Genomic DNA, 14,780 nt, shown 5'->3' on the forward strand with positions numbered 1-14,780 from the left:
CTTTGCCGCTCACCCCTCGGCGAGCAGGTGGGCGGTGGGCAGTCGGCGGAGCACGGCGATCGGCACCACCACGGACAGGGCGGAGACGGCGACGCCGAACACCAGGGCGGCTCCGGAACACCAGAGGATTCCAGCGGTGACGCCCCCGGCGAAGGTCGCCGCCGCGCCGAGGCCGGCAGCGGCGCCGAGCGTGCCACCGATGGCACCCATGCCAATGGCCTCGATGATGACCAGCCGGTTCAGCATGGCGTCGGTCCAGCCGACGGCTGCGAACAGGGCGAACTCGGCGGCGCGCTCGGAGATGTTGAGATAGAGCACGTCAGCGACCGACACGATGCCCAGCACGATCGTGACCGCCACGGCGATGTGATCGACGGTGCGGGCCTGGATGGTGACGGCATCACCGAGCAGGGTGCCGGTGATCGCACCACGGAACGCGAACGTGATCGCCAACAACATGGTCAGCGCGGCCACCCCGATCGTCAGACTCAGCGCGCCGAGCGCGGTCCGACCGGGGGTGCGGGCAAGGTTGGCCAGCGCGAGGGTGCCCAGCCGGCGCGGCGCCTGCCGGCGGAGGGCGAAACCCGAGACGGCGGGCCTGATGATCTCGCCGGGATCCGGCCGGGCGGCCCGCCAGGCCGGCCAGCCGCCGGCGAGCAGGGCCAGGGCCACCGCTGCGGGTACGGCGAGCACTGTGTGGCTCCACGCGATGTTCAGCCCGAGACCGAACGCGATCCCGAGCGCCAGCCCGGTGCCGGCGATGCCTGCGGCGAGGCCGATGCCGACGATCTCGATGAACATCAGATGGAGGAGGTGCCGGCGGCCCCAGCCGAGGCAGGTGAGGATGCCGAACTCGGTGCGTCTGGCGCGGATGGCGGCGGTGTTGGCGTTGAGCACTGCCAGCGCGCACACCGCGAGCACCAGGACGGACAGCAGTACGCTCTTGCGGTCGGCCGCGCGGACCAGCACGGACGCGACGCCCTTCTGGACCCAGGGCTCGGCCACGGCGAGGTCGGGCCGGCCGTAGTTGCCCGCCGGGTAGTGCACAGTCATCGCGGTGGGCGACGACCCCAGGGTTATGTCGACCTGGAGGCCGGTGCGTTGCGCGATCTCCTCGGCGATCACCCGTACCCGCTCCCGGGAGACCGGGTCGATGCCGACGTCTCCGGCCAGTCGGACTCGTACCACGCTGATCGGTGCGGTGGTGTTGAGCTGGTACTCCGGGTAACTGGGCTCGGTGCTGTACGCGCCGGGGTCGAAGATGGCGGGCAGGGCCGCCATGGTGGTGAGCATCAGCGGAGGTTGGCTGAGCAGGCCGGTGACGTTCGAATTCGGGGTCAGTCGTCGGCCGCCCAGTGCCCGCCGTGACGCTTCGTCGGCACCCTCGGCGCCCGGGTTGAAGTACGTGTCCATGGGCACCGCTGACAGCGCGCTGCCCAGCGAAACCTTGGCGGGGTCGAAGGTGCCCACCGCGCCCAGCGCGGCGTCGGGCATGCTCACGTCCCCCGGCTGCTCCTGGTAACCGTGCGCCAGGTTCCGATGGACGGCCACCTCGCTGCGCACGCTGGTGTCGGCGAACTCCATCGGCACGTGCCGGGACGACCCGCCGTCGTCGGCGCCCTGACCCCAGATCTTCAGGTCGTACGGATCTGGCTGGGCCCGCAGACCGTCCCCGGCCCGTACCCTCTTCGGCGGTCCGACGGTCCAGAACTGGTCGAGCCACCTGGTGTTCGACGTTGCCAGGTCGTACTCGACACCGAGGTCGTCGGGGCGGAGCATCCGGTCGAGCAGGTTCTGGTACGGCTCTTCGAACGACATCGCCCGTTGGGCGACCGGCGTGCCGGACTCGTTGACCAGAGCGGCGCGGAGCCGCTGGTCGTCGGCGGATCTCCGGACCAGCTCGGGCGCGTCGGAGTTCAGGCGCTGCACTGTGACGTTGAGCGTCCTGTCGACCTGGGGTCGGTCCGCGACGAGGATCGGGAGCACCGAGTAGGGGTACGGCATGCCGTCCAGCCGCCGTGAGGTCGGCGCTTCGGCCGAGGTGAAGTATCGGCCCGAGGTGACGGCCTGGTCCAGCCCGGCCAGCGTGGCCTCCGACTCCGGGTCGACCGCGGCCATCAGGAACGGCACCGTCCACGCCAACGTGACTGTCGGCCGCGTCGCCTTTCCCTCGCGATCCGTCGAGCCCATGCCGCCGACACACGTCAACGACGATCGGGCTCGGAGGTCGGTCGGTGCGAGCCAGTCCTCAGCGGTGATGGCCGGAGCCGCTGGGCAGATCTTCACCCGCTGGCCGTCGGCGTCGACCTCCTCCGGCGGCGGCAGGCCCCCGCCGCTCTTCAGTTCGCTGTTCGGCACCACGTCCAGCCGGTTCCGCGTCGCGTAGAGGAACGCCGGCCCGTCCGGGATCTGGCTCAGCCCCGCGTCTGTCGCCCAGGTCGGCTGGACCCGCAACACCTGACGCTCGGCGGTCGGGTCAAGGTGTTCCGACAGGTCGACCGTCACGGGCACTGTGCGCATCACGTACCCGATCATCGCGACCGGTGCCGCCACCGACACCCCGCGCACCGCCTGGATCTCGCGCCACTGATCGTGGGTGATGCCGCCACGCATGCCCGCCAACTGGCCCGACTGGACCAGATTGCGCTCCTGCTCCAGCGGCAGCACCGCGTCCCGGGGGCGTACCAGGAGGTCGTAGACCGGGCGGTAGTTGGCGCTGACCGCGCCGACCGCTTCCAGCCGGGAGGTCACAGCGGCCCCGGTGAGCACCGTGAACCCGGCTACCGCGACGGCGATCATCGAGAGCAGGGCCAGTGACCGGCGTAGTCGCACCCGCCACTGCGACGCGGCTATCCCCAGCATCGACGCACCGTGCCCCGCATCGTTGGTCCTCCAGCATGAGGCCGTCGGTCGGATGGTGACATCCGACCGACGGCCGCGAATCGACGATCAGCAGCAGCCCGTGGAGTAGCTCACGTAGGACGCGTTGCAGTCTCTCGCCGTGTTGGCGTAACAGCGGACCTGCCCCGCGACCACCTTGTTGTAGTAGTAGTAGCAGAAGGGCCCTCCACACCCGACATAGGCGAGAGAGCAGACGTTGCACGCGGACGCCGTGGCCTTCGGCAGCAGCGTGGCCAGTAGCTTGTCGGCCAGCTTGTTGATAATCATACGACCTCTCTCCTTCTCCGTCGGTACGACGGTTTGTCGACAGAGGCCACGATGTCATCGACCGCTTACGATTCGCTAACGGTGCGCTAATGCCCCCGGCGAGCGGCTGCGGATCGGCATTCGCACTGGTCACGACCGCCCACCGCACGACGACGGCGGCCATGCCGCCGCCTCGTGCGGTGGGCGTCGGTGGCAGGTGGGCGACGGTGCTACCGCTGACCGCTCGCGCGGATGATGCCGACCAACCGGCCGATTCGTTGACCGGGCGCGACGCCGAGGTCCCCGGCCAGGATTTCGCACAACTGGTCGTGAGCGGCCAGGGCGGACGCGACGTCACCACGCCTCACGTGTGCCTCGATGAGGTGCTCCCAGGCCCGTTCCCGGTACGGCCACCGGCGTACGAGTGGCTCCATCGCGTCGATGACGGAGTTGTGGTCGCCGAGGACGAGTTGCGCCTCGGCGAGGTCCTCCATCGCCCGCCACCGTCGCTCGTCCAGTGACGCCGCCACGACCGCCACCCCAGCTGACCGGGCGTCGACGCAGGCGTCCCCCCGCCACAGCCGCAGTGCCGCGGAGAGGGCGGCGACCCGGCGTTCGGCACCTTCGGGGAGCCGAGCGCCGGCACCCCCTTGCGTCAGGTCGTCGAAACGGGCGAGGTCTGTCGACGCGAGGCGGGCGCACAACAGGTAACCCGGCGGACGGGTCTGCAGGATGTTCACGGCGTCCGGCCCGCCGAGTCGCACCAGGCTTCGCCGCAGGGCCCAGACGTGGCCCTGTAGTTTCGTCGTCGCCGTCGCCGGCGGGTGGTCGTCCCAGATCACCTCGATGAGACGGTTGACGGCGACCACAGTGCCCAGGTTGAAGGCGAGCGCCGCCAGCAGTGCTCGCCGGCCCAGGCCGCCGACGGCCATCGGCTGCCCGCCGACGGTTGCCTCGATCGGACCCAACAGTGACACTCTGAGCAGGGTGTTAGCGTTCACATCGAGGTCCGAGTGGTGATCGCGTCGTCGTAACCGGATGCCTGGAGTTGGAACAACTCGGCATAGCGCCCTCCCGATGCCATCAGCTCGTCGTGGCTGCCCTGTTCGAGGATGCGGCCGGCGGCCAGCACGGCGATGCTGTCCGCCTCCCGGACGGTGTTGAGCCGGTGCGAGATGAGCAGGCTGGTGTGTGTGCGGCGCAGCGACATCAGCCGCTGGTTGATCTCGTGCTCGGTCGCCACGTCGAGACCTGACGACGGTTCGTCGAGGATCAACACGTCCGCGCCCTCCCTGAGCAGGGCTCTGGCCAGCGCCAGCCGCTGCCACTGCCCCCCGGACAGCACCACCCCCACCCCGGGCAGATCCCCGTCGCTGAAGGTTCGCGTCAGCATGGTGTCGTACCCGTTCGGAAGCGCAACCAGGGTGGCGTCCATGTCCGCCGTCGCGGCTGCTGCCCGTACGCGGGCCCGGTCGTCCAACGCGCTGATGTCGCCGACCGCGATGTTGTCGTGGGCGGAGAACTCGTAGGTCATGAAGTCCTGGAATGTCGCCCCGAGACGGGCGCGGAGCGAGGCCGGGTCGATGGTGGTGATGTCGACGCCATCCCACCGAATGACGCCCTTGTTCGGGACGTGGAAGCCGCAGAGAAGTTTGACCACTGTCGACTTTCCGGCGCCGTTGTCGCCCACCAGGGCGAGGGACGAGCCGCAGGGGATCCGTAACGTGAGACCGCGCAGGACCCAGTCGTGCTCGGGGGCGTACCGGAACCAGACGTCGTCGAACTCCAGACCTCGCCTCAGTGGCGGCAGGGCGGGCAGCGGAACGGCACGTCGGGCCTCGCGGATCACCGCGGTGATGTCGACGTAGTGGCCGAACACGATCAATGTCTCGCCGAGCATCGCGATCTGTCGGACCAGGCTCGACGCGGACATCTGCAACGCGGTCAGTGCCGCGATCACGAGCACGAGGTCGCCGACGGTGCCATGTCCGTCGACCACCCGTGCGACGAAGACGGCCAGAGCGACAAGCGAGACGATGCCGGTCAGCGTCGCGAGGGCGCTGTCGACCCACAGGGCCAGCCGGTCCTGGTGACGTTCCTGTCCCTGTGCCGCGCGCAGCTCGCGCAGCAGGCGACCCTGGAAGAACTGGCCGAGCCCGAACAGCCGGATCTCCTTCGCGGCGCGCATGTCGAGCAGGAGTGCCGCGTAGAACGTCTGCCGGCGGAACATCGGCACGGTGCGTTCCAACATCGCCCCGCGCATCCGAGCCAACCGGATCTGGGCCACGAGAGTGGGCAGCACCGCCAGCATGACCAACGCGCTCACCAGGGGAGACCAGCGCACCAGCGTCACGCCGAAGGCGACGATGGTGATCATCTCCTGCCCGATGCCCAGGACCATGCTGTTGAGCTGGGTCGGCGCGAAGCGACTCGCCTCGTGGGCGAGCCGGAGCCGATCATGAAACTTGCTGTCCTCCAACTCCGTCAGCCGAGGATGCGCCGACACCGCGGTGAACAGTTCCTGCTGCGTGCGTATCGTCACCCGGCGTTCCGCGTCCCGCTGTACGTACTGCGAGACGTGCAGGATGACCGGCGACACGATGGCCAGCGCGCCGAAACCGACGACACCGAGCCAGATCGTCGACGTGGCGTCGGCGGAGAGACCGTCGATGAGGGCTCGGGTGAACCATGCGGTGGCTACCGCGGTCAGACCACCCACCACCATGATCACGACGCTCACCGCCGCCGCCCAGGGCGCGGCGCCGAAGTAGATCCCGAACGCGCGACGCATCAACGCTGCCGACCGCCTCATCGGCTGCCCAATACCTCGCTCAGGTCATGCCCGCGTGCCGCCAGTCGTCCGTCCGCGCCGAAGAGCACAAACGATGGAGTGCCCTGCACCTGGAAGGCGGCCATCACCGCGCTCGGGCTGTCGTCAATGACGAGGAGGCCGGCCTTCCGCAGCGTCGGGCCAAGCTCGTCGGTCATGCCCTCACCCACCGTGAGGAAGCTGACCACCCGTACGCCCGTGCCGCCGAACTCCTCGGCCCGGTCGGCCAACCTCTCCGCCTGCGTGGGGCAGTGTCGGCATCCGGCGGAGAAGAACCCGACGAGGGTCGGGCTGCCCGCGAGGTCGGCGCTGGAGACCTGGCCGTCCGGTGACACGAACTCCGGCAGGGTGGCGCCGACCGGCAGCCCCGAGGCGGGCGGCGAGTTCATCTCGATGAGTTTCGCCTCCGTCTCGCGTAGCCGCCTGATGACCGCGGCGCTCAGCGCGAGATCGACGAGAACGAGCGCCGCGAGTATGCCGACGGCGGTGGACAGAAATAGCACTGTGGGCTCCTTGGATCGGGGCGTCGAAGCGCAGCGCACGAGAAGTGCGCGATCGATTGGAGAGATTCAGCGCGCGTGAGACGCTCCACGAAGGAGCCAGGTGAGGTCGTCAAGCCTGACCAGCGTCGTGACGATGAATCCCGCTAGGGAAAGAGCCAATATGAGGTGCGGCGGCTCTAGACTTCTGAGCGATATGGCGGGCAGGGTGATCGCGCCAAGAAGGGCGCCGGCGGCCGTGCTGGCGAGGAAACCACTGCGAGCGACGTGCCGCCACGCAACGGGCGTGTCCGTCGGGCCGAAACAGTGGCACCCCGCCGTGGACCCTTGTCGGACGGCCCGCGCGAGCACGACGGTGAACGCGCCGAAGAGCAGCACGGCCGCGGTCAGGCCGATGACAGTGCCCTTGGGCCACAGGACGAGCGCCAGTACGGCTACCTCGGACCCGATCGATGCCACCGCCACCGGGCGGGACCAGCGCACGGGGGCGACCCGCAGTTGGGCAATGGCGTCGGCGAACGCGCGATAACTCATTCGACTACGCACTTTTCCGATGACAGATATCGCAAGAACGCCGGCCAGCGTCAAAATGGACGCGACAACAGCGACACCCACATAGTCCCCCATTCCCCGTGGTGCCCATGTGCCGAGGTGCGAGTCGCACAGACCTCAAGAACCCCGGCTGGGAAACCCGAGATTATCGGCGTGCTTCGATGCTGTCAACGGGTTGATTTGCCGACGGAAAGATGAGAGTAATACCCCTCGAAGGGGGTCTTATGACCGACGAGTCACAATTCCTGCTCACCGTCCTGGGTGGGTTTGCCGCGCTTGCGGCACCCGTCGTCGGCGTTGCCCTGGCACGTCAGCGACTGATGATAGTCGATGTGATGGGTGACAGCATGGCCCCCACCCTGGCGCACGGCGACCGCCTCGTGGTGCGCCGAACGCGCCGACTCCGGGCCGGCGGCATCGTCGTCGCGCGCCATCAGGAGGGTGGTCCCCGGGGTGTCGTCGCGGGCTCTCCCGCGTCCGGCTGGCTGGTCAAACGCCTCGTGGCGCTGCCGGGCGACGCCGTCCCGGACGTGGTCGCCCCGGCCGTCGGTGCCGAGGTGCGGCAGGTGCCGGCCGGCATGGCGGTGCTGCTCGGCGAGCATCCGGGCAGCGTTGACTCGCGTCGGTGGGGATTCGTGCCGCTGAAAGACATCGAGGGCGTTCTGGTCAAGCGGCTGGGGTCTACCGGCCGGTAGGGCAGGCGACTATTGCCCGGTCATTGGCGCGCATCTATAGTTGCGCGGATCACAACAATCATGGCCGTGGTGACGCGGCCGGGTCGTCGAAGCGCTTCGACGATTCGTCGTTCAGGCCCGTCAGCCGGGTGTCGAGCCTGGTCACGCCGGTCTCGGCGCCCCGCTGGGCGTCTGTCGTACGACATGAGGAGAAACGCATGCGGAACTGGCGCCTTCGGCGCGGAATCACCGCGCTCGCGCTCGCCCTGCTAGCCCTACCGGCCGTCCCCGGCACCGCGCTCGCCGAGCCAACCTACCCGTTCCGAGATCCCCACCTGCCCGTGAACGCCCGGGTCGACGACCTACTCGGCCGCCTCACCCAGGACGAGAAGATCTCCTGGTTGCACCAGTACCAGCCGGCCATTCCCCGGCTGGGCATCGGCCTGTTCAAGGCCGGCACCGAGGCGCTGCACGGGGTGGCCTGGTCCACCGACATCGACAACAACGGCGCGGTGGTCAAGGCTCGTGGCACCGTCTTCCCCCAGCCGGTGGGCATGGCGAGCACCTGGAACACGGACCTGATCCGGCAGGTCGGTTCGGCCGTCGGCGACGAGGCGCGCGGCTACCACGCGCAGAATCCCCGGGTCTGGGGGCTCAACCTCTGGGCGCCGGTGGTCAACCTGCTGCGCGACCCCCGGTGGGGCCGCAACGAGGAGGGCTACTCCGAGGACCCGCTGCTCACCGCCGCGATCTCCACCGCGTACGGGTCGGGAATGACCGGCGGGGACCCGAACCACCTGAAGAGCGCACCGACCCTCAAGCACTACCTGGCCTACAACAACGAGGTCCGGCGCGACGTGACCTCGTCGAACGTGCCGCCCCGGGTGCTCAACGAGTACGACCGTGCCGCCTTCAAGCCGGCCATCGCCGCCGACGCGGCGACCGGAATGATGGCCGCGTACAACCTGGTCAACGGCCGTCCCGCCACTGTGGACCCGGATCTGGCCACCGTGGTCCGCGACTGGACCGACCAGCCGCTGATGAACGTCACCGACGCCTGGGCGCCGAACAACCTCGTCGCCTCCCAGGGGTACTACGCCACCCAGGCCGAGGGAAACGCCGCGATCATCAAGGCCGGCCTGAACAGCTTCATCACCGACGACACGAACGCGCAGCCGACCATCACCGCCATCAAGGAGGCGCTGGCGACCGGCCTGCTCACCGAGGGGGACATCGACGCCCGGATCCGCGAGATCCTGAACGTCCGGTTCCGGTTGGGTGAGTTCGACCCGGGCGGCGGCCGGTACGGCGGCATCACCCCGGACGTCATCAACAGCCCCGAACACCAGCGACTCGCTCGGCAGGCCGCCGGGGAGGCGATGGTGCTGCTGAAGAACGAGCGGCAGGCGCTACCGCTGGACCCGGCCCGGACCCGTAAGGTGGCGGTGCTCGGCCCGCTGGCCGACACCCTCTACTCGGACTGGTACGGCGGCGACCTGCCGTACCAGGTCACGGCGCTCGGCGGCATCCGCGAACGGCTGGGCAGCTCGGCCAGTGTGAGCGGGCTCGACGGGGCGGACCGGATCGCGCTGAAGGACGTGTCGACCGGCCGGTACGTCACTGCCACCGGCACCACCGACGCCAACCCGGTCACCGCTACCGGTGCCACCGCCTCGCTCGACGCCCAGTTCGACGTTGTCGACTGGGGGCAGGACGTGGTGACGCTGCGCAACGCCGCCAACGGCCGCTACCTCGGCTACAACTGGGGGCCGTTCCTCACCCGCGACGAACAGCCGAACGGCTGGTACGTCCAGCAGCAGTTCAAGCTGGAGCCGCAGGCCGACGGGACAGTGGTGCTGCGCTACGTCGGCTACGAGACCAAGGAGAGCTGGTTCGGCGCCGACACGTACGTGACCATCGGTGACGACGGCGCCCTCAAGCTCGGCGCATCGACCCCGGCCGCCGCGACCCACTTCAGTCGCGAGGTGATCAGCAGCGGAATCGACCGGGCGGTGGCGGCAGCGAAGGCGGCCGACACCGCCGTGCTTGTGGTCGGCAGCAACCCGTTCATCAACGGCCGCGAGGCGCACGACCGGACCTCCACCGCGCTGAGCGCCGGCCAGGAGGCGCTGGTCAAGGCAGTGGCCAGGGCCAACCCACGGACCGTCCTCGTGCTCCAGACCAGCTACCCGGTCACCATCCGGTGGGAGCAGGAGCACGTACCGGCAATCGTCTGGACCACCCACGCGGGCGCGGAGACCGGTCACGCGGTCGCCGACGTCCTCTTCGGCGATCGCAACCCGTCCGGCCGGCTCACCCAGACCTGGTACCGCTCGGACTCGCAACTACCGCCGGACCTGCTGGAGTACGACATCATCTCGTCCGGGCAGACCTACCTGTACAGCCGCGCGAAGCCGCTCTACCCGTTCGGCCACGGGCTGTCGTACACCCGCTTCCGGTACGGCCAACTGCGTACCGGTGCGCAGTCGGTGGCGGCCGACGGCACCATCACGGCCAGCGTCGACGTGACGAACGTCGGCAGCCGGACCGGGACCGAGGTCGTTCAGCTCTACACCCACCAGCGCACCTCGCGGGACACCACTCCGATCCGCCAGCTCAAGGCATTTGAGCAGGTGAAGCTCGCGCCTGGGCAGACCCGTACGGTGACCCTGCGCCTGCCCGCCGCGGACCTGGCGCACTGGGACGTCACCCGCAGCCGGTGGGTGGTCGAGTCGTCCGTCCACGACCTGATGGTCGGGGCGTCCGCCGAGGACATCCGGGCCCGCGCCGCGGTCCGGGTCCGCGGCGAGACGATCCCGGCCCGTGACCTGTCCCGTCCGACCAGGGCGGAGAACTTCGACAGGTACGCGGGGGTCCGGCTCGTCGACGAGTCGAAGCCCAGCGGTACGGCGGTCGGTGCCACCGCGCCCGGTCAGTGGATCTCCTTCGACGGTTCCGCGCTGCGAGCCGGCGCGCGCACCTTCACCGCGACTGTCGCCAAGGCCGGTGCGGGCGTCGGCACGGTCCAGATCCGGTTGGGGTCGCCCACCGGCCGGCTGCTCGGCACCGCCACAGTGCCCAGCACCGGCGACGACTACCGGTACGTCAGCACCAGCACCGAGTTGGCCCGGGCCGTCGGCACCCACGACGTGTACCTGGTGTTCGACTCCCCGCTGCGGTTGGCGGAATTCTCGGTCAGCTGACCGGAAGCCCGGGCCGGGTCGATCGTCGACCCGGCCCGGGCCGGTTGTTGGTCAGCTCGCCGTGCAGGTCAGCGTCGGTGTACTGGGAGTGCCGGTGGACGAGCCGAGGAACCCGAACGCGGTGCTCGCGCCGGCGCCGAGTGCCCCGTTGTAGGCGACGTTACGGGCGGTGACCGCCGACCCCTGGCTCGTGACTGTCGCGTTCCAGGCCTGGGCGACGCTCTGGCCACCGGCGAAGGTCCACGTCACTGTCCAGTTGCTGATCGCCGAGGTTCCCGCGGTGACCCGTACCTCGCCCTGGAAGCCTCCGGTCCACTGGCTGGTCACCGCGTACGTCGCGGTGCAGCCGGCCGACGGCGGTGGCGTGGTGGGCGGTGGCGTGGTGGGCGGTGGCGTGGTGGGCGGCGGTGTGGTGACGGGACCCCCCCAGCCGGCGGTGGAGTCCAGCCAGGCGGCCCGGCGCAGCATCCAGTCCCGCATCACCTGGACCTGCCCCTGCCAGGTGGGCGAGGTCGGGGTGCGGAAGAAGCTGACCGTCGGTGCCGTCAGGTTGGGCCAGCGTTGGAAGTTGCGCTGGGCCGCGTTGGTCAGCGGGGTCGCGAGAGCATTGATCCGGGTCTGGAGCGCGGCGTCGGAGAGCAGACCCCGTCGCAGCGTCTGCCAGCGCGATCGGGCCTGGTTGACGAACGCGGGGTCGCGTAGCAACTGGGCGAACCAGTCGTTGGCCGACGGCTGCCGGGTCTGCTGGTGCTGCCAGCCCGACACCTGGTCGTTGGCGAAGAATCCACCGACACCGAAGCTGAGGTCGAAGTCCCACAGCGGACCCGCGAAGATCTTGCTGTCCCGGTCCTTGTAGAAGTGCGAGCTGCGGACGTAGGCGTCCATCTCCCGACTCAGCTCGTTGACGATCATGAGGTTGACGAAGGAGTCGACGTCGATGTACTTGCGGTATCCGGTGGTCGGGTCAGCGAAGTTCGACGAGTGCAGCACGTCGTTGAACTCCTGGAGGTGACCGCGCAGCCAGTCCCGTTGCTGCGGTTGCAGGGGCGACGGGTCGGCGACCTCAAGGTAGTTCCAGCAGGTGGCCGCCGGCCCGGTGCACGGCAACGTCGGCTCCTCGGCCGCCATCCACTCGAATTTCCAGATGTACCCGCCCTGGATCTTCGGCAGGGTCACGTCGTCGGAGTCCAACTGCTTGAGGTCGAGGCGGTCCTTGGAGTTCTTGATCGTCTCCATGAACATGTAGACGCCCATGTAGTCGCTGGCACCCACCGGTGCCGCGTCCGTGTTGAGGTAGAACTCGGCGAACGCGTAGCGCGGGGCGGGCAGCCCCATCTCGCGCCCGAGGTCGTAGACGAGCGCCTCACGGATCAACGCCTTGTCGGGGAACGGGCCGCGCAACACCCAGTCGGAGTCGGCGGGCATGCCCAGCACCGGGTGGTCGGCGTCGTCGTTCTCGTTGTCCCAGAACTCGACGCGGAACGGCGTCTTCTCGAACGTCGCCGACGAGTTGCCGCGCAGCCGGAATCCCGCCCGGGTGCTGAGCGTCGGGGCGGCCGCCAACGATGTGGTGCCGCCGCCCGCCGGTTCGAAGATCATGGTGGTGGCGTCGAAGTACTCCCGGTCGGGCCGGCCGGCACCGTACGAGTCGATGAGTACCACCGGCAGGTCGTGGGCGGTGGTGACGTTCTGGGCGGCGTACATGGCGGTGCCGGGCGCACCCGTCGGTGTCTGGCCGACGAACGCCTGTGCCCGTAACTGGGTGGTGCGGGTGAAGCGCAGCGCCGAGCCCGAATAGAGCGACGACTGGGCGGTGGGCGGCTGCCCGTTGGTGGTGTAGCGGATCTGAGCGCCGCTGACCGCGCTGCTCAGCGTCACCGCCACCTCCCCCTGGAAGGTGCCGCTGGGCACCGAGAAGGTGATGTCGCCGACCAGGTCGTCGTCCGCGGCGGCCGGTGCGGCGGCGGCGGCCTGGTTGCCGGCGAGGAGTTCGGTGACCGGTTGCGCGGCCTGGACGGCGGCGACGGGTTCGGCACCGGCCGGTGGCGAGGACACCACGAGGAGGCCTGCGACGAACACGGCGGTGGCGGCGATCCCGGTGGCACGAAGGGCCGCCACCGGAAGACCGGTGTTTCGGGTGGTCATGCGCACGATGCCTCCTGTTCTGATCGGGTGGGGACTGTCAACTCCAGGAGCGCCGAGGACGGGTCGGCGCGGAAATGGCGGCGTAGCGTCCGTCGCCACGGCACATCTGGAAGGTCCAGGCGGAGAGCCGCGAGACCGGTGGCGTACTTCGAGATACGTACGGGCCGGGTCCCGCGCTGCCACAGCGCGCGGTCGACCAGCGAAGGGGCCGAGCTGGTCTTGGTCTCGACCACGGCGATGCCGGGCAGCCGCAGTGCGCGGTCACCGTCCTGCCAGGTGAGCCCGGTGTCGATGGTGACCCGGCTCGCCGTCGCCGGCAGCAGCAGAGTGGAGCGACGGTAGCTGGTGACCAGTACCGGCTCGAGCGGACTGCCGGTGAGATTGGACAGAATCGACTCCCGGTCGAGCACATCGTCGACGAACCCGCGCCCGGACCGGACGGTGCGGCGCTCCTCGGCCAGATACGGCAGTCGGTGTTTGGTGACCCGTCCGCGTGCTCCGCTGATCTTCACTTCCAGCCAGCACTGGGCGGAGTCGAGGTAGGTCCGGGTCCGTACCTTGAAGCGCCTGCGCCGCCGGTATGCGGCGCAGTGGTAGCTGGCCAGGCAGGGCGTGTCGAAGTACACCGACTCGTATCGGAAGCTGCGCTCACCGTCGATGTCCAGCACCCGGGCGTACGGGGTGAGCTGGTCCAGCAGGTGCGGCAACGCGTCCACCGTGATGACGTACTTGCGGTCAACCCTGCACTGCAGCGCCGCCCGGTCGATGACCTCGGCGAGTGCGATCGGCGTCAACGTCGCCAGCGGTGCCGTGCTCATCGGAGCGCCCCGGCCCGTACCGACTTGCTGGTGCCGGCCGCCGCGCTGCGCCGGGCGACCGAGTATCGGACGTCGACCACTGTGGTCTCGTTGACCATGTCGAGCCGCTGGACGATGGCGTTGTGCACCCGGGCGTTGAGCAGCTGCTCCAGTTGGGCGACGAGAGCGACGTGATCGGTGACGGCGGAGTCGAGCACCATGATCTGGTGCCGGTAGTGCCGGAGCAGGCGTCGGTGATCGCCGACGAACATCACCGCGACGATGAGTGCCATCAGGCCGCCGCTGAGCCAGACCGAGGTGGTGCTGAGTGCGCCGAGAATGCCCAGCGCGAGAGCGGAGAAGTAGTACGCGACCTCGTGCTGGTCGAGCTCCGTCGACCGGAGTCGGATGATGGAGAGTACTCCGAACAGCGCCAGCCCCAGCCCGAGCCCGGCGCCGACGTCGCTGGCGCTCAGCGCGCTCGCCACCGCGAGGACGCCGACGTTGACCCCCAGGTAGGCGACGACCAGGTCGCGCCGGCGGTGCCGGGGGAAGTAGAGCCCGAAGACGAGCAGCGCCACCGCGCAGATGTCGATCGCGAACAGGACGAGCTGCGACATCGCTGGGGTTCCTCCTGGTTCACGCCGGAGCGGACCGACGCCAGGCCGCCGTCGCTGCGTGGCGACCTGCGGAAGGTGGCCGGACCTCCGGGCTACTTTTCGGTAAACTTTCGGTATTTCGTTGGTGACTGTAAGCAGAACATCAATGGAAGTCAATGTGTGATCCGTGCTCCCATCCGGGTCGCAGGGCCGGCTGGCGAGGGTTCTGGGTGCCTGACGTGGGCATGCCCGGGACGCTGCCTCGGCTGGTGAATCCGCCGAAACTTTCGGAGTCTTTCGGACCCCGAAGCCTCTCGATGATCGGGTCCTGGT

10 protein-coding genes and 2 pseudogenes are annotated in these 14,780 nt (G+C 69.2%); 2 read left to right on the plus strand and 10 right to left on the minus strand.

All coding sequences use genetic code 11. The annotated features are described in order from the left end of the window. Window positions 1-9: 9 nt before the first annotated feature. The 6 genes from PSH03_RS31255 to PSH03_RS31280 form a co-directional block, all read right to left on the minus strand. Entirely contained in the window at window positions 10-2,862 is a 2,853-nt protein-coding gene (locus PSH03_RS31255) for an FtsX-like permease family protein (RefSeq protein ID WP_238691220.1), read from the minus strand. Between the two features lie 87 nt (window positions 2,863-2,949). Continuing rightward, a complete protein-coding gene (locus PSH03_RS31260; protein WP_210781026.1) occupies window positions 2,950-3,168 on the minus strand; it encodes a hypothetical protein in 219 nt (72 codons plus the stop codon). A gap of 209 nt (window positions 3,169-3,377) precedes the next feature. Further along, window positions 3,378-4,124 (minus strand): AfsR/SARP family transcriptional regulator, encoded by a 747-nt coding sequence (locus PSH03_RS31265; protein WP_238691221.1) that lies wholly within the window; start codon window positions 4,122-4,124, stop codon window positions 3,378-3,380. A gap of 20 nt (window positions 4,125-4,144) precedes the next feature. Continuing rightward, window positions 4,145-5,938, minus strand: coding sequence for an ABC transporter ATP-binding protein (locus PSH03_RS31270; RefSeq protein WP_210781028.1), 1,794 nt, complete (start codon window positions 5,936-5,938; stop codon window positions 4,145-4,147). A gap of 17 nt (window positions 5,939-5,955) precedes the next feature. Continuing rightward, complete coding sequence (locus tag PSH03_RS31275) at window positions 5,956-6,480, minus strand: TlpA disulfide reductase family protein (protein WP_238691222.1); 525 nt, start codon at window positions 6,478-6,480, stop codon at window positions 5,956-5,958. A gap of 66 nt (window positions 6,481-6,546) precedes the next feature. Further along, on the minus strand, window positions 6,547-7,092 hold the full coding sequence (locus PSH03_RS31280; protein WP_210781030.1) for a MauE/DoxX family redox-associated membrane protein: 546 nt from the start codon (window positions 7,090-7,092) through the stop codon (window positions 6,547-6,549). A 161-nt stretch (window positions 7,093-7,253) separates the two neighbouring features. Here PSH03_RS31280 and PSH03_RS31285 point away from each other — a divergent pair, with 161 nt between their 5' ends. Both PSH03_RS31285 and PSH03_RS31290 read left to right on the plus strand, forming a co-directional pair. Next, a complete protein-coding gene (locus PSH03_RS31285; protein ID WP_255751229.1) occupies window positions 7,254-7,724 on the plus strand; it encodes a S26 family signal peptidase in 471 nt (156 codons plus the stop codon). A 197-nt stretch (window positions 7,725-7,921) separates the two neighbouring features. Further along, window positions 7,922-10,906 carry a glycoside hydrolase family 3 protein gene (locus tag PSH03_RS31290; RefSeq protein ID WP_238691223.1) on the plus strand — a complete coding sequence of 995 codons (2,985 nt, stop codon included), beginning with the start codon at window positions 7,922-7,924 and terminating at the stop codon, window positions 10,904-10,906. Window positions 10,907-10,957: 51 nt separating this feature from the next. Here PSH03_RS31290 and PSH03_RS33210 read toward each other — a convergent pair. From PSH03_RS33210 to PSH03_RS31310, 4 genes and pseudogenes are all read right to left on the minus strand, one after another. Next, a pseudogene (locus PSH03_RS33210) lies at window positions 10,958-11,326 on the minus strand (cellulose binding domain-containing protein); the annotation flags it as partial. 84 nt (window positions 11,327-11,410) lie between these two features. Beyond that, window positions 11,411-13,051, minus strand: a pseudogene (locus PSH03_RS31300) (CotH kinase family protein); the annotation flags it as partial. Further along, a complete protein-coding gene (locus PSH03_RS31305) occupies window positions 13,048-13,869 on the minus strand; it encodes a polyphosphate polymerase domain-containing protein (protein ID WP_210781034.1) in 822 nt (273 codons plus the stop codon). The pseudogene PSH03_RS31300 and the gene PSH03_RS31305, both read right to left, overlap by 4 nt. Further along, on the minus strand, window positions 13,866-14,468 hold the full coding sequence (locus PSH03_RS31310; RefSeq protein WP_091393400.1) for a DUF4956 domain-containing protein: 603 nt from the start codon (window positions 14,466-14,468) through the stop codon (window positions 13,866-13,868). The genes PSH03_RS31305 and PSH03_RS31310 overlap by 4 nt, the downstream gene beginning before the upstream one ends. Window positions 14,469-14,780: the final 312 nt, after the last annotated feature.

The organism is Micromonospora salmantinae (genome assembly GCF_022230905.1).
Taxonomy (GTDB): Bacteria; Actinomycetota; Actinomycetes; order Mycobacteriales; family Micromonosporaceae; genus Micromonospora; species Micromonospora salmantinae.